Annotated in this window: 15 protein-coding genes; 7 read left to right on the top strand and 8 right to left on the bottom strand. The window is 59.5% G+C overall.

Annotated elements, in window-relative coordinates; all coding sequences use genetic code 11:
• Positions 1 to 57: 57 nt before the first annotated feature.
• The 5 genes from ACYQ1A_RS00480 to ACYQ1A_RS00460 all read right to left on the bottom strand — a co-directional run bounded on the left by ACYQ1A_RS00480 (position 58) and on the right by ACYQ1A_RS00460 (position 5,136).
• The gene (locus ACYQ1A_RS00480; protein ID WP_499359282.1) at positions 58 to 1,704 is read right to left on the bottom strand and encodes a DUF6119 family protein; all 1,647 of its coding nucleotides are present in this window, start codon (positions 1,702 to 1,704) and stop codon (positions 58 to 60) included.
• Positions 1,705 to 2,035: 331 nt separating this feature from the next.
• A complete protein-coding gene (locus tag ACYQ1A_RS00475) occupies positions 2,036 to 2,347 on the bottom strand; it encodes a hypothetical protein (protein WP_499359280.1) in 312 nt (103 codons plus the stop codon).
• Between the two features lie 102 nt (positions 2,348 to 2,449).
• Positions 2,450 to 2,776, bottom strand: coding sequence for an ArsR/SmtB family transcription factor (locus tag ACYQ1A_RS00470; protein WP_499359277.1), 327 nt, complete (start codon positions 2,774 to 2,776; stop codon positions 2,450 to 2,452).
• Between the two features lie 526 nt (positions 2,777 to 3,302).
• Positions 3,303 to 4,391 carry a ribonucleotide-diphosphate reductase subunit beta gene (locus ACYQ1A_RS00465; RefSeq protein WP_499359275.1) on the bottom strand — a complete coding sequence of 363 codons (1,089 nt, stop codon included), beginning with the start codon at positions 4,389 to 4,391 and terminating at the stop codon, positions 3,303 to 3,305.
• A 133-nt stretch (positions 4,392 to 4,524) separates the two neighbouring features.
• Positions 4,525 to 5,136 (bottom strand): hypothetical protein, encoded by a 612-nt coding sequence (locus ACYQ1A_RS00460; RefSeq protein WP_499359273.1) that lies wholly within the window; start codon positions 5,134 to 5,136, stop codon positions 4,525 to 4,527.
• Positions 5,137 to 5,532: 396 nt separating this feature from the next.
• Between ACYQ1A_RS00460 and ACYQ1A_RS00455 the strand changes: the two genes are divergently transcribed.
• Positions 5,533 to 5,868 carry a four-helix bundle copper-binding protein gene (locus ACYQ1A_RS00455; protein ID WP_499359272.1) on the top strand — a complete coding sequence of 112 codons (336 nt, stop codon included), beginning with the start codon at positions 5,533 to 5,535 and terminating at the stop codon, positions 5,866 to 5,868.
• A 114-nt stretch (positions 5,869 to 5,982) separates the two neighbouring features.
• Here the strand turns inward: ACYQ1A_RS00455 and ACYQ1A_RS00450 are convergent, their stop codons facing one another.
• Positions 5,983 to 8,916 (bottom strand): PAS domain S-box protein, encoded by a 2,934-nt coding sequence (locus ACYQ1A_RS00450; protein ID WP_499359270.1) that lies wholly within the window; start codon positions 8,914 to 8,916, stop codon positions 5,983 to 5,985.
• 318 nt (positions 8,917 to 9,234) lie between these two features.
• Here ACYQ1A_RS00450 and ACYQ1A_RS00445 point away from each other — a divergent pair, with 318 nt between their 5' ends.
• Positions 9,235 to 10,410: an AI-2E family transporter gene (locus tag ACYQ1A_RS00445; RefSeq protein WP_499359268.1), complete on the top strand. Its 1,176-nt coding sequence runs from the start codon at positions 9,235 to 9,237 to the stop codon at positions 10,408 to 10,410.
• Between the two features lie 12 nt (positions 10,411 to 10,422).
• Here ACYQ1A_RS00445 and ACYQ1A_RS00440 read toward each other — a convergent pair whose 3' ends face one another.
• Together ACYQ1A_RS00440 and ACYQ1A_RS00435 are read right to left on the bottom strand one after the other, a co-directional pair.
• Positions 10,423 to 11,856: a HAMP domain-containing sensor histidine kinase gene (locus tag ACYQ1A_RS00440; protein ID WP_499359266.1), complete on the bottom strand. Its 1,434-nt coding sequence runs from the start codon at positions 11,854 to 11,856 to the stop codon at positions 10,423 to 10,425.
• A gap of 3 nt (positions 11,857 to 11,859) precedes the next feature.
• Complete coding sequence (locus ACYQ1A_RS00435; RefSeq protein ID WP_499359264.1) at positions 11,860 to 12,558, bottom strand: response regulator; 699 nt, start codon at positions 12,556 to 12,558, stop codon at positions 11,860 to 11,862.
• A gap of 230 nt (positions 12,559 to 12,788) precedes the next feature.
• Between ACYQ1A_RS00435 and ACYQ1A_RS00430 the strand changes: the two genes are divergently transcribed.
• The 5 genes from ACYQ1A_RS00430 (at position 12,789) to ACYQ1A_RS00410 (ending at position 22,593) form a co-directional block, all read left to right on the top strand.
• Entirely contained in the window at positions 12,789 to 14,234 is a 1,446-nt protein-coding gene (locus ACYQ1A_RS00430; protein ID WP_499359262.1) for an efflux transporter outer membrane subunit, read from the top strand.
• Positions 14,231 to 15,403 (top strand): efflux RND transporter periplasmic adaptor subunit, encoded by a 1,173-nt coding sequence (locus ACYQ1A_RS00425; protein ID WP_499359260.1) that lies wholly within the window; start codon positions 14,231 to 14,233, stop codon positions 15,401 to 15,403. The genes ACYQ1A_RS00430 and ACYQ1A_RS00425 overlap by 4 nt, the downstream gene beginning before the upstream one ends.
• The gene (locus tag ACYQ1A_RS00420) at positions 15,400 to 18,561 is read left to right on the top strand and encodes an efflux RND transporter permease subunit (RefSeq protein ID WP_499359258.1); all 3,162 of its coding nucleotides are present in this window, start codon (positions 15,400 to 15,402) and stop codon (positions 18,559 to 18,561) included. Before ACYQ1A_RS00425 ends, ACYQ1A_RS00420 begins: the two co-directional genes overlap by 4 nt.
• Before the next feature lie 88 nt (positions 18,562 to 18,649).
• Complete coding sequence (locus tag ACYQ1A_RS00415) at positions 18,650 to 21,277, top strand: pectate lyase-like domain-containing protein (protein ID WP_499359257.1); 2,628 nt, start codon at positions 18,650 to 18,652, stop codon at positions 21,275 to 21,277.
• Between the two features lie 59 nt (positions 21,278 to 21,336).
• Positions 21,337 to 22,593, top strand: a complete 1,257-nt coding sequence (locus ACYQ1A_RS00410) for an arsenic transporter (protein WP_062221007.1) — start codon at positions 21,337 to 21,339, stop codon at positions 22,591 to 22,593.
• The last annotated feature ends 57 nt before the right edge of the window (positions 22,594 to 22,650 follow it).

Below are 22,650 nucleotides of genomic sequence, written 5' to 3'. Positions count from 1 at the left end.
ATCAACCGAGACCACACGGCCACATTAAGTAGCCGTGTTTTCGCTCTGAAAATCAGCTTAGGTTATGGGGGTTGCCATTTTTCTCTTAACCTTCGCCTTTGTCGCGGCGGGCTTAAACACCCAGGAAAATTCATACCGATATCCCAGCGCTTTTAATTCCATTGCAGCTTGACGAAAAGTGACCAAGCTAAAGAATGGCAGCCGCCTGCTTGCACCCGTCTTTCCACTGAGAACCGCCAGTACTATGAGATGCTTTTTTTCATCATAAGGCGTATTTGCATCAACGACTAAATCACGAAATCCGGTCAACGAGAACTCGGCCTCTCGGATTACAATCTTATCTCGCACTCGATCGCGAAAGGCAGCGTCCATTTTCATGACTCGCGCGGATACTGCTGCCTGATTGAAAAGGTGGCTCAGCCGGGATGATGATGTCTGATCTTTAATATGTATAAGAGCACCATCATCAGCAAGAAAATCGCACACTTCAATCGCGTGCGAAGCCCCTGTCGGAAACACAAGCTGCCGATCAAGGCAGAGCATCCCCGAGCCTGCACTGGCGATCCGGCTATTGTATTGCTCTTCGTTTTCATTTAGTAAAGCATCAGGCAAAGCACGCTCATCAACGCTGGCAAAAAAATCGCATACTGCCTCTGCCAAGTTTCGGTCTATTAAGTACCAGCGCCCGGCAGATAATACATATTTCTGTCCATTCAAATCAGTTTCGAATATTAAACATGCCTTTAAGCGCCACCCCAATCCACACTTTTGCCCATCACCATTACATTCGTATACGTAATGGCCATCTAAAAAATCGCTTTCATAGTCAAATACTTCTTTGAACCTTAAGTCTTCAATATAATTAGCGATTTCCATATCTGGATACACATGACTGCTTCGGTAGCCGCCAAATTTAATATACCTAACTTTTTCAGGTTCATAAATAACAGGATATGCGAGATTCATTAATTCTGAAGCCCCTCCTTTCAGATACCCGTCTAGAGCATCGACTATTTTCTCATCAAGCTCAGAAATCAAATTTTTATCTCTTACATGCTTTATTTGATCGATCCATTCAAAACTCGCCTTATAATCTTCCTTCTGGGATTCGGCCAATGCTTCGGCACATACACTAGGCAAATCCTCTACTCGCATTTTCCGAGTAATCGTAAGTCCGTCACTACCAGCAACTTTTGAAGCGAAATTGCTATCTTTAGGCTCCCCCGCAAGACCGCGAACAATATCTCGCTCCACATCAATACTGAAAGCAGTTTGATCCGACCGGCGCGCCGTCTGAGTTCGTCTGGAAGTTGTATTGTCATCTGGCGTTCGGATATCGGCGCTTCGCAATTTATCCGGGTGCACCGCATTCAGGACGATCCTTAGTCCGAAATCATGCTCAAAGGCATCGGGATCGAGCTTGGTATGGCCACAACCAAATGAAATTGCGAACCATCTTTGCGCAGCCGGAACAAAAAGCAACCCAAACGCCATCATGTTCTTCAAACGTGTCAGGTCCTCATCGGCCAACTCAAGAAACGGAGCCCATTTCGGTATCTGTGCCTTACTCGTACCCAAGGAAATTAATGAGTTCTCCAGCTTCGGCCAAGCCGAAAGCGTCAATCCGGAACGAAGGCTATCGGCAGGAGGAACGCCGTCGCGCAGCAGGCGAATGGAAATAGATTGGAAGGTTTTCTTTGCCATTTGGAACCTTAAACCATAGGTTAATTAGCGGAATCCAGTGGAAGGCGAAAACTAAGTGTGGTTTTACGATTATCGTAGGTCGTGTCCTACATTTCTGCAAGCAAGACTCCGCCTCGGATACGAAAAGTCCGAAAGGAGAAACGTTACGCTGCTATCAGACAATCAAGTGGCGCGCTTGGGGAGTGCGACATGGGCACCGATAGACAATCTATTTTATGAACCGCAGCGAAAAGGGCTTATTTAAAGCCTGATTTATAAATACAACAAAGGGGATTCGAAAATACCGAAATCCCCTTCTCGCTTTACCGATGCCCGCCTCAACCCCAACCCCTCACCCCGCAGGCGGCACATAATCCCGGCCATAAATAAACGGCACAAACGCCCGCCCCTGCCCGCGCACAATTGGTTCCATCTTGCGATATCGCGTCACGATTTCATCCAGCGCCGGTGCGTCGACTGAATCCACGCAAAGCAGCACAAATTCTTTGCCCGCGATCCCGCCCAAGGCCGTTAACAACGCGGCACATTCATGCAATTCCGCGCGCTGGTCTGATTGGTCCGGCGAAATGGTCGCTTGGCGCTGGCGTACTGATTGCAATATGTATTCCAGTTGCGGACGGCCAAGATTAATCATTTCCAGCATGGGCTTGCTCCTGCACAGCAATCGTGGCGACCAGTTTGAAGTTGTCGGGTAAGGGTGCGGCTGGGGTAGCGGCAAATGCGTGGGGCGTAGCCCCGTGCAGCCCTAATCCGCAAAGCCGCAAAACACATCCCGAAACATGGCAATCAGATCCACCGTTCTCGGATCACTGATCCGGTAATAGATATGGTTGGCTTCACGCCGGGAAATCAAAACGCCCTTCTCCCGCATGCTGGAAAGATGTTGCGATATATTGGATTGAGTAGAGCCAACCAGATTAACAATGCCCTGCACGTGGATCTCTTCGGTCTCACCCAACATGCACAAGATCTTCAGGCGCAATGGATGTGACATGGCCTGTAGCGCCCGGCTGACCCGATCCAGGTCTATGGGCTCGGCAATTAACTGTTCGGCCTGCGGCATTGGGGGCATGGCGACTCCATAGGCATTGGGCAGCAGCCTGGTGACCCATTAGAATTCGCGTCAATTAGCTCAGTCTGTGCGCTACCGAACATAGCATGTATTTCTTTGCAACTGCCGCACCCAACAATGCGTGGGGCGAATTCCTGCCAGCCCGGACTCGCTGGCGTGATCACGGCGCGGCAAAACGGCCCGTGCAGGTCTCTGTCGCAAGTTACCCAGGTGAATCGAAGATGGGCACTGGTGGCAAGGACGCGCGCAGGCAAGGCCAAAGACACGAGGCAGAGGCAATGGCAGCTAGCCTCTCTCCCACTCTCGATGTCGATCAGCCCAGCGCGGTGCTGGCGCAATGCCTTACCGCACACTAGAGAACCTGATTGATGGCGTGGTGATTACGTTTATGAATATGACTGAGCTGCACCAACTCAAAGCCAAGCTGAGCAGCGAATAAGGCCAGGTTCAGGCGCAAAAAAACCTCGCATTGCTGCGAGGTTTTTTCTTGGCCAGAGCGACATTTCTGCCGCTCAAATTCGACCCCTCAATCCCAGCTCAACGCCCCACCCGTTTGATATTCCGTCACGCGCGTCTCAAAGAAATTCTTCTCTTTCTTCAAGTCAATCATTTCGCTCATCCACGGGAACGGATTGGTCACGCCCGGGAACAATTGGTCCAGACCAATCTGTTGCATACGGCGGTTGGCAATAAAGCGCAGGTATTCCTTGAACTGGCTAGCATTCAAACCCAGCACGCCGCGCGGCATGGTGTCTTCGGCGTAGGCGTATTCCAGGTCGACTGCTTTTTTAAACAGCTCGGTAATCTCAGCCTTGAAGGTTTCAGTCCACAATTCCGGGTTTTCTTGTTTGATGGTGTTGATCAGATCAATACCAAAATTGCAGTGCATCGATTCGTCGCGCAGGATGTATTGATATTGCTCGGCGGCGCCGGTCATTTTGTTCTGACGGCCCAGCGCCAGGATTTGAACAAAGCCGACGTAGAAGAACAGGCCTTCCATGATGCAAGCAAACACGATAATCGAGCGCAACAGGGTCTGGTCGGTTTCCAGCGTGCCGCTCTTGAATTTCGGGTCGGTCAGCACGTCGATAAACGGAATCAGGAATTCGTCTTTATCGCGGATCGACGCCACTTCTTGATAGGCGTTAAATACTTCGCCTTCGTCCAGGCCCAGGCTTTCCACAATGTATTGGTAGGCGTGGGTGTGGATGGCTTCGTCAAACGCCTGGCGCAGCAGAAACTGGCGGCATTCCGGCGAAGTAATCTGGCGATACGTGCCTAGCACGATGTTATTGGCGGCCAGCGAATCGGCAGTCACAAAAAAGCCCAGGTTGCGTTTGACCAGACGGCGTTCGTCTTCGGTCAGGCCGTTCGGGCTTTTCCACAGTTCGATGTCGCGCTGCATGTTTACTTCTTGCGGCATCCAGTGGTTGGCACACTGCGCCAGATATTTTTCCCACGCCCATTTGTGTTTGAACGGCACCAGCTGGTTGACGTCGGTCGTGCCATTGATCACGCGTTTGTCGGCGGCGCGCACGCGATTGCTGGTGTTGACGCCAGCGGGTACGTCGCTGCTGTGTTGCGGGGTGGCGATTTCGTCGTCGAAGTTCAGCATGGTGGTGTTCCTGTTATCTGTTCGGTAGAGAGAGTTCTAAAGTTCGGTATTTCTGTGGAGGGGCGGTGCGCCCTGGTGTTTTGCCAGCGCGCTCACCGGCGCGCTGTTTTCAATTCAATCCATCAGCCGTCGCTCAATGCGCCGCCGTGGCGGGCAGTTGCAGCGGTTGCAGGGGCAGACGCTGGATATTGCTGGTGTCCGGCACTTTCCAGATCGTCTTGATATGGTTCATGTCACGCGCGCTGCTATCAATCACGCTCACGCTGGCCTGGTAATTCAGTTTGGCGTGGATATCGCCCAGGTACACCACCTGGCCCGCGCTCACATCAAATTGCTGGTTCAGCGGAATCTTGATCACATGATTGCTGAAAATAATCGTGTCACTGCCATCGCGCCAGCGGGCCCACACCGAGGGCAGCACATAATGGCCAGGCGTTAGCGTCAGCAAATGCAGCTTGCCGATGCTGTCGGGAATATCGCCGACGTCGCGGATATAGTCCGTGGTCACCTGGGCAAAGTATTCGCCGCTGCTGCCATCCGGGCCTTGCAGCACAAAGCTGACATTGGAGGTGTCCTTGTCCCAGCTATCAAACGTCAACGCAACAATGGCGTAGGCCTTGCCCGGTGGTGGCGTCATCTGGCCGCCGCTGGACATCACCGGCGCGGTGCCACATGCGCCAACCAGCGCCAGCATACTGAGGGCCACTGCGCTCTGGATAATCCGACGGGTGCGTTGCTTCAGCATCGTGCGCTTCCTGGTTGTGCCGACCGGGTTCGACCTGGCGTGGCGGCGTTGGTTTGACGTCTCGTCAGTCCGCAGCGGCCTGGATTGACCTTGCAATGCAGCATGCAACGAGCGTTCACACCGGGGGCAAAGATAGCATATCTAGTGCGACGTGTTAAACCTGAACACTAGATATAGTGATTTGTGCATCACCACCCCGACCCTCACCGCCCACGGGCGGGGCCGTATTATAAGCGGCTTTGCGGCCGCTTGCAGGTCAAATGCCGCCCGCTTGGCGCCCGCGCTTTCAGCCCGCGGCGCGGCGATGGCTGACGCGGCTTTCAGTGACGCTGCGACGGTGATGTCAGCGCGAATATCCAAAAATAGCGTGAGTTTGCCGGAGCAAGGAGCAGCACCATGACCATCACCAGCTACGCCGCGTGTATTTCTGCGTGCTACGGCTGCGCACAGGCGTGCGATCAGTGCGCACAGGCCTGCCTTGATGAGCAAGACGTGGGGATGATGGCCGATTGCATCCGGCACGATATCGATTGCGCCGAGGCTTGTCGCTTTGCCGCCGCTTTGTTGGCACGACACAGCGGCTTTGCCGTGGAAGCGTGTGAATTGTGTGCGGCGGTATGCGACGCCTGCGCCGCAGTGTGCGGACAGCATCAAGTGGCACATTGCCAGGTCTGTGCGGCGGCTTGCTCGGTGTGCGCCGAGGCTTGCCGCAGCATGACGGTGGGCGGCTGATGTTGCCGCGCCAGTTGGCATGGCGCCGGGACGGCTCGCCACGCACGGCCCCCAGCGTAAGCACCCCCGCCCCGGCGGCCACGCGGCCCGGGGCTGATTCCGACGCGGCGGCTGTTAGCGCAGCAGACGACCGAGCGGTTCCGGCCGGTGATACAAATAGCCCTGGGCGTAATCGATGCCCATATCACGCAGCATGGCGGCGGTCTCTGCGGTCTCAACAAATTCCGCAACCGTCGCTTTGCCGACCGCACTGGCGATCTCGCGGATACAACGCACGGTGGCTTGATCGACCGCGTCGCTGGCCAGTTCTTTAATAAATTGGCCGTCAATCTTGAGCACATCCACCGCCAACGATTTCAGATAACCAAAACTGGCCGCGCCGCTGCCAAAGTCATCCAGCGCAAAGCGGATGCCGCGCGCCTGCATGGCCGCGATAAAGTCAGTGGCCTCGCGCAGATTGGTGATGGCGGTGGTTTCGGTAATCTCAAAGCACAGCTTGCTGGTATCCACCTGATTCCGGTCCAGGTATTCCACCACAAAGCGGTGGAAGGCCCGGTCGCCGATCGATTGGCCCGACAAATTGACCGACAGCGTATCCACCTGGCTTAAATCGGCCACGGCCATGGCTTCGCAGACTTTACGCACTACCCAGCGATCGATCCGGCTGGCCATATGAAAGCGTTCTGCTGCCGGCAAAAAAGCCCCCGGCGGCACGATGCTGCCGTCGTGTTCGCGCAGGCGCAGCAAGACCTCGCAATACAGTTTGCCGGTGGGCGAACTCAGCGGCGTCAGCCGTTGCGCGTACAACTCAAAATGGTCTTCGTCGATGGCTTGTTCCAGCCGCGCCGCCCAATGCGTTTCGCCCTGGCGGCTTTGCAGGCTCTGGTCGTTGTCCAGCCACATCTGCACGCGGTTACGCCCGGCCTCTTTGGCGGTGTAGCACGCGGTATCGGCCGCATGCATGATGGCGGCGGCACTGGCCCAGTTGGGGTCGATGCGCACCAGGCCGATGCTGGCGCCTATGCGAAAGCGTTGGCCATCGTGCATAAAGCGGAACTGGTCAATCTGATCCACCATCTGCTGAGCAATGCGCATGGCCTTGTCCACCGCACAGAATTGCAGGATGACGCCAAATTCATCACCCCCCAGCCGCGCCAGTGTATCGGTCGCGCGCACGCAGCCTTGCAACATGGTGCTGACCTGATGCAGCAACTGGTCGCCCACGCCGTGACCACAGGCGTCGTTCACCACCTTGAACTGATCCAGATCGATATACAGCGCCACATGTTCGCCCTCGCCGGCTTTGGCGTCGTGCAAGGCGCGATGCAAACGCACGTCGTATTCGCCACGATTGAGCAAGCCAGTCAGCGGATCGTGCGAGGCGCGATAAGACATTTCGCTGCTCATTTGCCGTTGCCGTGTGACATCGCGAAACACCAGTACCATGCCGATTGCTTCCTGCTGGTCATTCAGCAAGGGCGCCATGGTTTCTTCGATATCGTATTCGCTGCCGTCGCGCGCAATCAGCACGGTGCCTTCACGGGGCACGCCGGGCAAGGCGTAGCGTTTGCTGTGCTCAGCGGCCAGCTTGAACAACTGGCTAAGGTGCTGTCCGCGCGCATCGGCGTTGGGCCAGCCGGTCAGGCGCTCGGCCACCGGATTCAGATATTCAATCTTGCCGTCGACATCGGTGGTAATCACCCCATCGCCGATCGATTGCAAGGTCACCCGCAGGCGTTCGTTCTGCTCGGCCAGCTCGCGCTCAAAGCGTTTTTTCTCGGTGACGTCCTGCATGATGGCGAGCGAATGCCAGGCCTTGCCTTCAACGTCACGTTCCAGCCGCGCACTGAGCAAAACATCAATAATGCCGCCGTCTTTGCGCTGATATTGATAATGCACATCGTCGCAGCGGCCGGTTTCAAACAAGCGGGGTATCACCTGCTCGCGCGCATCCCGGCGTGAGGTCGGCGTCAGAAATTCCCAGGTATAGCGCCCTATCACCTCGTCACGCGCATAGCCCATACGGGCCAGCCAGGTGTCGCTCACGGTAATCAGTCTGGCGTCGGCGTCCATGGTGTGCATCATGGCTGGCGCAATGTGATACAGCATTTGATGCCGCGCCAGGGTGCGATTCAATTCTTTATCAATGCGTTTGCGCTCACCCACATCGCGCGCAATCTTGGAAACGCCAATAACCCGGCCCATCGCATCCCGAATTGCCGAAAGCGTAATGGCCACGTCCAGCCGGTGCCCGTCTTTATGCAGACGCACCGTTTCAAATTGCGAAATCGAGCCATGCTGCAATACATGGCGGATCAGCATGCATTCTTCCTGCACGCCATCATTGGGAAACAGCATCGAGATATGTTGGCCCACCGCTTCTTGCGCGGAATAGCCAAACAGTTTTTCGGCGGCCTTATTCCAGTTATGGATGATGCCGTCCAGCGATTTGCTGATGATGGCATCGCTACTGAAATCAACAATGGCGCGGTAACGGTCTTCGCTATCCATCAGATCGCGGCTCAAGGCCACGCAACGTTCGCGCTCTTGCAGGCAATCGCTAACGATCTGCGCCAGGCATTGCAGGGTATGGCGTTGGCTGTCGCTTAATTGATGGGCTTGTCGGTCAATAACGCACAGCGTGCCGGGACGGGTGCCATCGCGCAGCGTAATCGGCGCACCGGCATAAAAGCGGATGCCGAGCGAGCCGGTCACCAGTTCATTGTCAACAAACCGCGGATCTTGCGTGGCGTCGTTAATTTCAAACAAGCCGCCTTGCGCGATGGCATGCGCGCAAAACGAAATATCGCGCGCGGTTTCGCTAACGCCTTCCAGACCATAGGTGGATTTAAACCATTGCCGCTCTTCGTCCACCAGGCTGATCAAACTGATCGGCGTGCCGCAGATTTGCGCCGCCATGCGCGTGACGCTATCGAACAGCGCTTCGGGCGCGCTATCCAGAATGTCGAGCTGGTTTAATCGCGCCAACCGGATTGCTTCGGTCATCGCCTGATCTACCACCGTGGAATAAGTTGGGGGAGCACCCATTATTCAGCCCCGCGCACCGAGCGCTTATAGGTTTGATTAGGCGCAAGGATACTGACCGGACGGATGGACCACTACGCGTAGCACTCCTGGGGCAATGCGCCAGCCTGCGGTGGCGTGGCCTTGCCGCGTGGGTACGGACGTCCCGTCCCAACCCTGCCATGCCGCGCTGCAAAACGCGGCGCCATCCTACGTGCTTGCAAGACGCGCGCGCACAGCGCTGGCGCGGCCTGGCGGCTATTGTCAGGGTGCGGCTCGTGCCAGACGGGTTCGCACTTTGCCGAAGCCCCATTCGCTACAAAACCAACGGAAAACCGCGCCATGTTCGGCTTTGATGTACGCACCGCCCGTATCGTCTGGACCATCCTGCTGATCGCACTGCTGGTCTATATCGTCTATGCCGTTTCCACCACGCTGCTGGTGGTGGTCTTTGCTGTCTTTTTCAGTTATCTGATTTACCCGTTGATTGATCTGGTGGACCGCATCCGGCCAGATCGGGTGCCGCGTACGGTTTCAATTGCAGTGGTCTTTGCCGCGGTCATCAGCATTATCGCCACCCTGGGCGCAGTATTCGGCACCCAGATTCAGGACGAAGCCGTGCATTTAAGCCAGCAATTGCCTGGCCTGCTTAATTCCAACCATATTTTTGAACGCATCCCGCTGCCGGATTTTCTCAAGCCGGTGCGTGGCCGCATCTTTGCGTTTATTCAAAGCCATATCACCGAAGGCGGCGATAACGTTTCCACCGCCAAACAATTCGGTATCGGCGTGATGCACGTAGCCAGCAATCTCATCTATCTGGTTCTGGTGCCCATCCTGAGTTTTTTGCTGATCAAGGAAGGCCCGGATATCCGTAATACCGTCTTGCTGTGGCTGGATCGAAAACAACGCAAATTGTGGGCCGGCATTATTGAAGATCTGGATGTGCTGCTGTCACGCTATGTGCGCGCCCTGCTATTGCTGGCCATTGCCACCTGCATTTCGTACAGCATCGGCTATTCCTTGCTCGGTGTGCCGTATGCCTTGTTGCTGGCGAGTGCGGCCGCGATGCTGGAATTCATTCCTTTTGCCGGGCCGCTGGCAGCGGCGGGCCTGGCCATCGTGGTGGCGGGGTTCAGTGGCTACGCGCATATGTGGTGGCTGATCGTGTTTATTGGCTGCTATCGCATGTTTCAGGATTACGTGCTCAACCCGTTCTTGATGAGCGAGGGGGTTGAAGTCAGCCCGCTGATGGTGATTATTGGTTTGTTGGCAGGTGATCAATTAGGCGGCGTAGCGGGTATCTTTTTGTCAGTGCCGTTAATGGCGGCGCTCAAGATCATCTTTATTCGCGCCAGTGCTGCGCAAAAAACCCGACTTGAGGTCATGCGCAAAAAAGATGAAGAAGCGCTGGCCCGCGCCACCTTGCCCGCTGAATTGCCGCCGGATCTACCAGCCGAATTAAAAGACGATATGCGCGATGTTGAGGCGCCGGTGCCGAGCCCCTTGCGCCAGTAACAACGGCAAGTTCTAGGACGCGCCGCCGCCGCGTTGGGTCCACGCCACCCATGCGCCCCACCACGGTCGCGGCGCATCGAGCGTACGCCCCAGCACCTGATGTTTGCGCACCAGCGCGGCGCGACTTAGCGTCAGGGTAAAACTCAAACCCCCGGCGGCATTGCGCTCCACCTGAATGGCCCCGCCATGGGCTTCCATCGCGCGTTGCGCAATCGCCAGCCCCAAGCCAAAGCCACTGATTTCCGGATCAGTCTCAAAACGGCGGAACGGCTCGAAGATGGCCTGCAACACATCGTCCGGCAGGCCCGGGCCATGGTCGACAACGGTCACCACCATTTCCGCCGCCGTCGCCACCGCCGATACCTGCACCGCCGTATCCGGCCGGGTGTATTTGACGGCGTTGCGGATGACGTTTTCAAAGGCCCGATACAACAATTCGGCGCTGACACTGGCGACAAACTCGCCCTGCGTCTGCAACAGTACATCGCGACCTTTGCTGCGCGCTTCAAACTGCGCGTCATCGGCAATGGCCACCACCAGTTCCATCACATCAACCCGCGCGCGTTTGATGGTTTCGATGCCATTCTCCAGCCGCGCCAGCAACAGCAGTTCGCCCACCAGCATATTCAGGCGCTGCGCTTCGCGAGTAATACGGGCCATTTCAGGTTCGGTCTCGGCATTGCCACGCCGGCGTTCAGCCAGTTCGATGGCGGCTTCCAGCCGCGCCAGCGGTGAGCGCAATTCATGCGAAACGTCATGCAACAGCCGCCGTTGCGCATCAACCAGCAATTCCAGCCGCTGCGCCATGCTGTCGAAGTCCTCGCCCAGGCGGCCGAGTTCATCGCGGCGCTTGCCCATGCGCGGCATGACCCGGGTGTCGAGGTGGCCCTTGGCGATATTGTGCAAAGCCCAACGTAGCGCCCGCAGCGGCCGCGCCCAGTGCCAGGCCAGCAAGGCGCTGAAGAACAGCCCGACCAGCGAAGCAATCGCCACCAGCCACTGCCACGTCAGCCGGATGCCGGTGTGGTACGACATATACATGGCGCGCGTTACATGCGTGGTCACCGCATAGCGATCGCCATCGGGCGTGCTTAACCATTGCACAAACGGTTCGGCTTGCTGATCGGCGTGGCGGGCAAAGGCCAGATCGTCGGGCGACAGCGGCCGGTTGAGCAGTTCGGCACCCGCTTCATCAATTACAAATACTTCGGGATCAAGCCCCTGATTGCGCCAGTGTTGCAGCAGGGCCTGCGCAGCCCGGATATCCTCGCGCGCTAGCAGCGTGCTGACCTGTTTGACCCGTTCGCCCAAGGCATCGGTCTCGGCGTTTTGCTCCGGAATATGCTCCATGCGCCGCACCAGATCCGAACCCACCACCAGCGTCAGCGCCACCGCAAACATGGCCAGCCAGAAGGCAAACAGAAATTTCCAGAACAGCCGCCCCATGGCTCAGTCCTCGCGCAGCAACTGATAGCCGACGCCGCGCACCGTCAGGATCACCGTGCGCGCCGGGTTGGGGTGCACCAGCTTTTGCCGGATGCTGCTGATATGCACATCGATATTGCGATCAAAGCGCGTCAGCGGCCGGCCCAGCGCTTGTTCGGACAAAGCTTGCTTGCCCACCACACGGCCGGCATTGCGCGCCAGCTCGGCCAGCAGGCTGAATTCGGTACTGGTCAGATCCAGCGCCTGCCCGGCCCAACTGGCGCTGCGATCACCCGGGTTCATGCTGAGCAATCCAGCCACGATCAGGCGGGCGCTGGCGTTACCGCCACTGGACTCATCCGGCTGCAAGCGCCGCAGAATCGCACGTAACCGCGCGGTCAGCTCACGCGGCGAGCAGGGTTTGGGCACATAATCATCGGCGCCCAGCTCCAGCCCCAGAATGCGGTCGATATCGTCACCGCGCGCGGTCAACATCAGCACCGGGATCCGGCTGTGCTGGCGGATTTGCCGCAACACTTCAACGCCATTCAGCCCTGGCATCATTACATCCAGCACCACCATGTCGTGCGCGCCGCTCAAGGCGGCTGCGGCGCCCGCCTGGCCGTCTGCGGCAAAGGCCACGGCAAAGCCCTCTTGCTCCAGGTATTCACCCAGCAAGGCGGACAGCGCGGTGTCGTCGTCGATCAATAGCACTCGGGTCATCTGGGATTCTGCAATCAAGGAGGTGGCACGGCCTGAGTATAAAAGCGCCCGCACGCGAGCTGGCAGGGTTTACCTGAATTTACCTGGCATTAACCACCCCCCGGGCGCAATCAGCGGTATCGGTTTGTAGCGTCTACGTCATCTTTACGCGTTTTTACATTCGGTTTACTGCGGTTAACCTGACCACACGACAGAATCCTGCCGTAGACAAACACCGGATTGCTGCTGCCATGTTCAAGCGTTGTTTCTGCCGACTCAGCCCCCCGCTGCTGGCCTTGCTGCTGGCGGGCTGTGCCGTCGGCCCGGATTATCACGCACCGCAGCCCGCCATGCCGCCGGGCTGGCAGGCCACATTGCCGCATGCGGGCAATACACAACAGTTGCTGGCGTGGTGGCAACAAGCGGGCGATCGCGTGCTGACGCAATTGATTGCCACGGCAGAAGCTGACAGCCCGACGCTGGATCAGGCTTGGGCCAATATCGAAAACGCCCGCGCCACGCTCGCCAGCGATAACGCCGCTTTGTGGCCGCAAATCAGCGGCAACGCCAGCGTGACGCGAGCGGGCGATAAACGCAGCGAGGCAGTGCCCGCCAGCACCAATCGCAGCGTCGGCGCCGATGCCTCGTGGGAGCTTGATCTGTTCGGCAAAATCAAGCGCAACCAGCAAGCCGCCAACGCCCGGATTACCGCCCGCGTGGCGGACTGGCACGATGCGCGGATCAGCCTGGCCGCTGAAGTTGCCACCGATTATGTCGACTATCGTGCTTGTCAGTTGCAGGTCGACGTGTATGCGCGCAGCGTCAAGTCGTATCAAGAAACCGTGCGCCTGACCGGTGTCAATACCGCCGCCGGTTTGCAACCGCCTTCCGAACTGGCTCAGGCCCGCGCCAACGCCGCCGCCGTCAGCATTGCCCTGACCAGCACCCGCGCCAGTTGCGATCTGACGGTTAAATCGCTGGTGCGGCTCACCGGCATGGACGAACCGCAATTGCGCACCTTGCTGGGGGCGGCGCCGGATGCCCTGCCCGCGCTGGGCGAGGTGGCGGTAAATAGTGTACCGGCGCAATTGCTGCAACAACGGCCGGATCTGGCCTCGGCCGAACGTGAACTCGCTGCCGCCAGCGCCGAGATTGGCGCTGCGCAAGCGGCCAAATACCCCGACCTGACTTTAACCGGCTCGATCTCACTGTCGTCTTTATTGCAAGCCGGTACGCGCAGCACCTTGCTGCCGTGGTCGATTGCCCCCGCGCTCACGCTGCCGCTGATTGATGGCGGCGCCAATGACGCGGCCGAACGCGCTGCCATTGCCCGTTACAACCTGGCGCTGGCCAGCTGGCGCGGCAAAGTGCGTAGCGCGGTGCAAGAGGTGGAACAAGCCATGGTCAAGCTCAATAGCGCGGCGCTGCAGCAGAACGATTACGCCGTCAGCGTGCAGGGCTATCAGGATTACGAAGACGCCGCCACCACCAACAACAAGGCTGGCCTTGGTAGTGCGCTGACGCTGGAACTGGCGCGGCGCGACACGCTTAACGCCCGCGTCAATCTGATCGGCGTGCAGCGAGATCGAATCGAAGACTGGATTGCCCTCTACAAAGCGCTGGGTGGCGGCTGGACCGCCGACAGCGAGGCCACCGCGCCGACACACAACACCGTTACACCCGGAGCCGCACTATGAAGCCCGCCGTTAAATATCTGATCGTTGCGGTGGTGGTTGTCGCCGCTGGCGCTGCCACTGTTTTATTAAAGCGCTCGCATGCCGAGGCCAAGCCCGAGCCCAGCAGCGCCACGGCCAAAACCGCGCTGACCGTGCAACTGGTACGGCCGCAGCAACGCGACTGGAACAGCGCCATCCGTGCCACCGGCGTTTTGGCCGCATGGCAAGAAGCAGTGATTGCGGCCGAGACCGGTTCGCTACGCATCACCACCGTGCAGGCCGATGTCGGCAGTCAGGTTAAACGCGGCCAGGTACTGGCCACGCTGGATACCGCCGCCATCGGCGCCGACATCGCCAAGCACGAAGCGGTGGTGGCGCAAATGCAGGCGGCCTTGTCACAGGCCAGATCAGATGCCGACCGGGCGCGGGTGGTCAAAACCACGGGTTCTTTATCAGAACAAGCGATCACGCAATATCTGGTGGCGGAACAAACCGCGCAGGCCAATCTGGCTTCGGCCCAGGCCGATTTGCAGAATGACCGTATCCGCTTGCAGCAAACCGAAGTGCGCGCCGTGGATGATGGTGTGATTTCGTCGCGCAGCGCCCTGCTGGGCAATGTGGTGTCCACCGGCTCGGAATTGTTCCGCATGGTGCGGCAGAACCGCATCGAGTGGCGGGCCGAAGTGGCGCCCAGCGAGCTGCCCGGCATCGCCAGCGGCCAGGCCGCCGTGGTCACCCTGCCCGGCGGCGTGAACGTGCACGGCAAAGTGCGCATCGTCAGCCCCACCTTGAGCAACGACACCCGGCTGGCTCTGGTCTATGTCGATCTGGAACGCGCTCCCGGTGTTAAAGCCGGCCTTTATAGCAGCGGCAGCATCACCACCGGCCAGCGCAACGCGCTCACCCTGCCCGCCAGCGCCGTCACCGCGCGCGATGGTCAGCATTATGTGTTTACCCTGCTCCCGCGTACCGATGCCAACAAACCGGCACAGGTACGGCAGACGCTGGTCAGCACCGGCCGCCAGCAAGGTGATCTGATCGAAATTACGCATGGCCTGCCGGCCGATGCCCAGGTCGTCGCCAGTGGCGGCGCTTTCCTTGGCGATGGCGATCTGGTGACGCTGGCGGGGTCCGCACCCGCGGCCGCCGCGCTGCAAACCAAAGCCGCCACCACCGGTAAAGCATCATGAATATTTCCGCCTGGTCCATCCGCAACCCGGTGCCCGCCATCCTGCTGTTTGTGATGCTGACATTGGTGGGTATATACGGCCTCAAGATGATCGACGTCGCCGAAATGCCCGACGTCAATCTGCCTATCATTCTGGTCAGCGCCACGCTGGAAGGCGCCGCGCCCGAACAACTGGAAAACGAAGTCGCGCGCAAGCTGGAAGACAAACTGGCCACGGTCGGCGGCATCGACCATATGAGCAGCAGCATCAGCGATGGCAACGTCAGCGTGCGCGTGTCGTTTGATATCGAAAAGAACTCCGAAGAAGCGCTCAGCGAAGTGCGCAACGCGGTCGACGCCGCGCGCGCCGATCTGCCCAGCACGGTGGAGCCACCCACGGTCTCCAAGATCACCACCAGCGGCGAAGTATTGCTGGCCTACACGGTGAGCGCGCCTCATATGAGCGAGGCCGATGTGTCGTGGCTGATCGACAACGACATCTCCAAGGCCTTGCTGGCAGTCAAAGGCATTAACGCCATCACCCGTACCGGCGGCGTACAGCGTGAAATCCAGGTCAGCCTGGATCCGGCGCAACTGGCCGGGCTGGGCATTACCGCCGCCGACGTCAGCAATCAGATTGCGCAAATCCAGAAAGATGATTCGGGTGGGCGCGGCACCGTCAGCGGGCAAAACCAGTCGCTGCGCACGCTGGGTGCATTGAGCATGCCGGAGCAACTGGGCGCGTTGAGCATCCCGGTTACCGTCACTGGCACCGCCAACAGCAGCAGCAATCTGGTGCTGTCCAGCGCCACGCATTTGCGCCTTGATCAGATTGCCAAAGTCAGCGACACCCAGGCCGACCGCTTTGCCTGGGCGGCACTGGATGGCAAGCCAGTGGTGGGTTTCCAGGTGACGGCGCTACTGGGCTCCAGCGAAGTGGAAGTCGCCAAAGGCGTGCGCAAAGCCGTCGCCAAATTCAACCAGACGCATCCGCAAACGCAGATCCACGAAATCTGGAACTGGGTACAGCCCACCGAGGACAACTACACCGGCTCGATGCACTTGCTGTACGAAGGCGCATTGCTGGCGGTGCTGGTGGTGTGGTGGTTTCTGCGCGACAACCGCGCCACGCTGGTGTCCGCCGCCGCCCTGCCGCTCTCCATCATTCCGACCTTTGGCGTGATGTACTTTGCCGGCTTCACGCTCAACATCCTTACCTTGCTGAGCCTGAGTCTGGTGGTGGGCGTGCTGGTCGATGACGCCATTGTGGAAGTGGAAAACATCGTGCGGCACTTGCGTATGGGCAAATCGCCGATGCAGGCCGCGACCGACGCCGCCAATGAAATCGGCCTGGCCGTGGTGGCGACGACACTGACGCTGGTGGCGGTTTTTTTGCCGACCGCGTTTATGAGCGGGATTATCGGGCGCTACTTTATCCAGTTTGGTTTGACCGTCTCGGTAGCCGTGGTGGCCTCGCTGATGGTGGCGCGCCTGCTGACGCCGATGATGGCGGCCTATGTGCTGAAGAACAACCCCAAGCCCGAGACCGACAGCTGGCTGATGCAGCGCTATCTGAAAGCCGTGGCGGCGTGTCTTAAATATCGCGGCCGCACCGCCGCGGCCGCCATCCTGTTTGTGATTGGCTCGTTGGCGCTGGTGCCGTTGCTGCCGACCGGCTTTATTTCGCCCAGCGATGACAGCATGACCACGGTCTCGCTCAAGCTCGCCCCCGGCAGCAAACTGGAAGAAACCGAAGCCGCCGTGCTCGAAGCCACACGCCGTCTGCAAAAGGTCAACCACGTCACCCAGGTGTATGCGGTAATCGGCGATGCCACCAGCGACGCGGCCTCCAGCGCGGTGAATGAAGCGACCTTGACGGTCAGCCTGACCCCGCGCGCTGATCGCTCGCGTAGTCAGTCTCAAATTGAAGGCGACATCCGGCAGGCCTTGTGGACGCTACCCGGCGTGCAAGTGGCCATCGCGGCCGAAAGCAATGGCCAGGTGATGGAAGTGACCATTACCAGCGATGACTCGACCGCACTGGCCACCGCCGCCAACAACATCACGCGCGATCTGCGCAGCCTGAAAGACCTGGGCAATGTCAGCAGTAGCAGCAGCGTGGTGCGCCCGGAAATCCATATCACGCCCGACCCGGAAAAAATGGCCGAGCAAGGCGTGACCACCGAAGCACTGGCCAGCACCATCCGCATTGCCACGTATGGGGATTTTTCCACCAGCCTGGCCAAGCTGAACCTGCCACAACGCCAGTTGCCGGTGCGGGTACAGGTGGACCCGGCCGTGCGCAACGATCTGGAAGCGTTAGGGCAACTGCGCGTCACCGGGCGCGCCGGCGGCGTGCCGTTGTCTTCGGTAGCCACGCTGAGCATGGATAGCGGCCCGACCGAAATCCATCGCCGCAATCGCCAGCGTTACGTCACGCTGAGCGTGGAAACCAATGGCCGGCCGATAGGCGATGTGGCGGCAGAAGTTAAAGCGCTGCCTTCCATTCGCAATCTGCCTGCAGGCGTTACCCGTCTGGCCACCGGCGATGACGAGCAAATGGCCAAGCTGGCGGTGAGCTTTGGTCTGGCGCTGCTGATTGGCTTGATGTGTATTTATGCGGTGCTGGCGCTGCTGTTCCATGACTTTTTGCAGCCGTTTACCATTCTGGCCGCGCTACCGCTGTCGATCGGCGGCGCCATGCTGGCTTTGCTGATTACGCATAACGCGATTGGTTTGTCCTCGCTGATCGGCATTTTGATGTTGACCGGCATCGTCACCAAAAACTCGATTTTGCTGGTGGAATACGCGGTGATGGCGCGCAAACATTACGGCCTGAGCCGCTATGACGCGCTGATGGACGCCTGCCACAAACGCGCCCGGCCAGTGCTGATGACCACGCTGGCCATGGGCGCGGGCATGATGCCGGTGGCGATGGGCATCGGCACCGATCCGTCGTTTCGCGCGCCGATGGCGATTGTGGTGGTGGGCGGCTTGATTACCTCGACCTTCCTCAGCTTGCTGGTCATTCCCGTCATCTATACGTTTGTTGACGGACTGGGCGTGCGCCTGCGCAAATTGCTGGGGCGTGATGCCACGGGCCCTTATCTGCATGACGCCGCCGCTGGCCATGGCGACGGTCTGGGCGTGGACCCGCCCAAACCGCTAACGCTGGACTAAGCGTGGTGGCCGCCGCCCGGCTTGCAAAAGCAGTGGGCGGCGGCCTAACCTACGGGGCGCCCGTGTGGGCGAGCCGGGATCGCGATTGATGAACTGGGGTTTGAAGCTGCCATCCACTGACTGGATTACGAGCACGCGCCGCGGCTTGCTGCTGCTGACGTTTACCGGCTTGAGCGCCACGGCAGGTTTGTTGTCGGCAGCCCCCGCCGCCCCCACCAGCAAAAAACCCATCCCTGCGGCGCCGCTAGCCACGGCCATCGAACCCGGCGCCGCCGGGCAATTGCGCTTTGTGGTCGCCGACGCCTCCGCCGTCGCCAGCCTGACCTGGCGCATCAATAACGGCCCCAGCCAGACCCGCAAACTGAATGCCGATGGCGCGCGCCAGAGCCTGCTGCTCACTGATCTCAAAGACGGTGCGCGCATTCAATACAGTTTTAGCGTGACGCGGACAGACGCCAACAACAAGGTCACCACCCGCCGCACGCCACGCCAGAATTTGATCGTAACCACGCCGGCCCTGCTTGCCGACCCCGCCAGCCTTGCCCATATCGACAGTGGCGCGCAACAACTGGCCAATGGCGCCGTGGCCTTCTACGCCAATGGCACGCCGTGGGCCGAGCTGGATTACCGCATCAACGCCAGTGCGCCGCATAAAGTGCGGATGCGCCGCGACGGCAAAACCAATACCTGGCAGATTGCGGGCGTGCCCAGCGGCGCTACGGTGCAGTATTCGTTTACCTTTGGCGTGGCCGGATCACCGCGCGCCACCCCGGCGCAGCAACTGGTTTATGGCACGCCAGACGCGGCCACCACGCCCGCGCCGGTCAGCGTAGCCGCCGCGCCCGCCGCCACTTACACGCAAGTCTCAACCTATGTACGCCCGGCGCCCACTTATACGCCGCCGGTATCCGGCGGCGGAGGCGGTGGCGGTGCTGCCGGCAATGCGGGCGGCACTGCCTCGGCCCCCACCAGCGCCGATGGCAGCAACAACAGCAACGTCAACAACGGCGCCACCGCGTCCAGCCCGGCCAGCATCAATAGCGGCGGCGGCGATGGCACCACCACGGTGGTCGACCTCGGCCCCAATGTGACGGTGATCGACCCCAGCGCCAACACCGCCACGCTGCAAACCCAACTCGACGCGCTGTACGCCCAGCAAAAAACCAATGAATTCGGCACCCAGCGCTATGCCATCCTGTTCAAACCCGGCACGTACGCGCTGAACGTCAATGTGGGTTATTACACCACGGTGCATGGCCTTGGCATGACCCCGGATGAGGTCACCGTCAACGGTAGCGTCCAGCTCAAAGCCGATGCCGCCAGTGGGCTGGACCCGGCCCGTGGCAACTGGCGCGCGGTGGAAAACATGGCCGTCGCCCCCACCGCCGGCATCGCGCGCTGGGTGGCCGCGCCGGGAGCGCCGTGGCGTCGCATCCACGTTAAAGGCGGCCTGGATTTATGCGGCAACAATTGCGCCAACAGCGGCAGCGGCTACATCAGTGACAGCCGCATCGACAACCAGATGATTGCCGGACCGGGCCAGCAATGGTTGAGCCGCAATTCCTTGTGGGGCGCGTGGCCGAATATGAGCGGCAATGTGGTGTTTGTCGGCAATGTGTCGCCGCCGACCACGCCGGTGTGGCCTGCCGCGTTGTACACCAGCGTGACGCGCACCCCGGTCATGCGGGAAAAACCATTTCTGACCATCGATACCAGCGGCAATTACAGCGTGTTTGTGCCGCCACTGAGCAGCAACAGCAGCGGCACCAGTTGGGCCTCGGGCACGCCGCAAGGCACCGCCATCCCCATTGCCAATTTCTTTGTCGCCCTGCCTGGCGTGACGGCCGCGCAACTGAATGGCGCGCTGGCGCAAGGGCTGCATCTGCTGTTTACGCCGGGCGTGTACCACCTGAACCAGACGCTGCATGTGAGCAAAGCCGATACCGTCATCCTTGGCCTCGGCCTGGCCACGCTGGTACCGGATACCGGGCTGGATGCGATGGATGTCGATGATGTGGATGGCGTCAAGATCGCTGGCTTGTTGTTTGATGCCGGGCCGGGCAATTCGCCCGTGTTGCTGAAACTGGGCAGCACCAGTCTGGGCCACTCGGCCGACCCCACCTCTTTGCATGATGTGTATTTTCGCGTGGGTGGCACGGCCAATGCAGCCGCCACCACCAGCCTGACCATCAACAGCGGCAACGTCATCGGTGACAACGTCTGGCTCTGGCGCGCCGACCACGGCACCGCCGCCAATATCACCGGCTGGACCAGCAACACCGCCGCCAATGGCGTGATCGTTAACGGCGCCGACGTCAGCCTGTATGGGCTGAACGTCGCCAACTACCAGCAATATCCCGTCCAGTGGAATGGCGCGCGCGGCCATGTGTACGGTTATCGCGGCGAAAGTCCCACCGACATGCCGGACCAGGCATCATGGCAAGACGGTGAGCAAAATGGGTACGCGGATTACACGGTGGCCAGTAGCGTGCTGACGCACGAGCTGTGGGGCGGCAGCGTATATTGCGCATTCGCGGCCGACACGCCCATCAAACAGGCCATGGCATTCAAAACGCCCAACAATTCGGGCGTGACGTTCAAACACTTGAGCACGCAATGCCAGAACACCAAGGGCGAGATCAGCCACATCGTTAACAGCAGCGGCGATAGCGCCAACACGGCCAAACCACTGGCGACGCTGACGCAATTTCCGTAACGCGCGCGCCGATCTGCCCGGGCCGCCGCTGCACATAACAACAACATCGAGACCTTGCTGTGACCGCATCTCATCTGGCCTGGCTGATCTGCCTGATTGCCACTGCCGGCGTCATCCTGCGCCCGCTGCGCTGGCCCGAAGCCGTATGGGCTTGCGGCGGTGCGGCGCTGATTGTGCTGCTGGGCTTGCTGCCCATTCCCGCGGCCCTGCATGCCATTGGCGAAGGCACCGATGTGTACTTGTTTCTGATCGGCATGATGCTGTTATCAGAAATCGCCCGGCGCGAAGGTCTGTTTGACTGGATTGCCGCCTATGCCGTCAACCACGCGCGCGGCTCCACGACGCGCCTGTTTGTGCTGGTGTATGTGCTGGGCGTGGGCGTCACCGCTTTGCTTTCCAACGATGCCACGGCGGTGGTGATGACACCGGCCGTATTTGCCGTGGCGCGCAAAGCCAACGCGCCCGCCTTGCCGTTGCTGTTGATCTGCGCTTTGGTGGCCAACGCCGCCAGCTTTGTGTTGCCGATTTCCAATCCCGCCAACCTGGTTTTATACGGCAACCATATGCCGCCGCTGGGGGCGTGGTTGCGCAGCTTTGCGCTGCCGTCCTTGCTCGCCATCGTGGCGACATTTGCCTTGCTGTGGTTAACGCAGCGGCGGCAACTGGGCGGACGCTGCAATCAGGCGCCGCAGATTCCACCACTGAGCAGCCACGGCCGGGTGGCACTGGCCAGCATCGTGGTCACTGCACTGGTGTTGCTGGCAGTGTCGGCGCTGGATATGCGATTGGGCCTACCCACAGCCATCCTTGGCTTGCTGACTTTAGTGTTTGTGTGCACGCAACAACGCAGCGCGCCATGGCCGATATTGCGTGATATTTCGTGGAGCGTTTTGCCCTTGGTGGCCGGTTTGTTTGTGCTGGTGCAGGTGCTCGACCATACCGGCGTTATTCAGGCCCTTGCCTCCTGGCTAGTCACACAAACCCAGACCAACGCCCCACGCGCCGCCGCCTTCGCCGCCGCCGCCGTAGGCTTGGGCAGCAATGCAATCAATAACTTACCGGCAGGATTGATAGCCAGTTCTAGCTTGACGCAAGCGCACAGCCTGTCCGCCGTGGTGGATGCAGTGCTGATTGCAGTCGACCTGGGGCCCAATCTTTCAGTCACCGGTTCGCTGGCGACCATTTTGTGGCTAGGCGCGTTAAGGCGAGAAGGCATGAGCGTCAGCTTCTGGCAGTTCTTTAAAGTGGGCGTGGTGGTGATGCCACCCGCGCTACTGCTGGCGGTGGGCGCGCGATTGTGGCTCGGCCAGTTTTGAGGAGCACACGGTAGCGGAACAATCCGCTTTGCCGCGCCGCCCCGCGCTTCTACACTG

It is taken from the genome of Silvimonas sp. JCM 19000, assembly GCF_054652575.1.
This window is presented reverse-complemented; position numbering and strand designations above follow the sequence as displayed.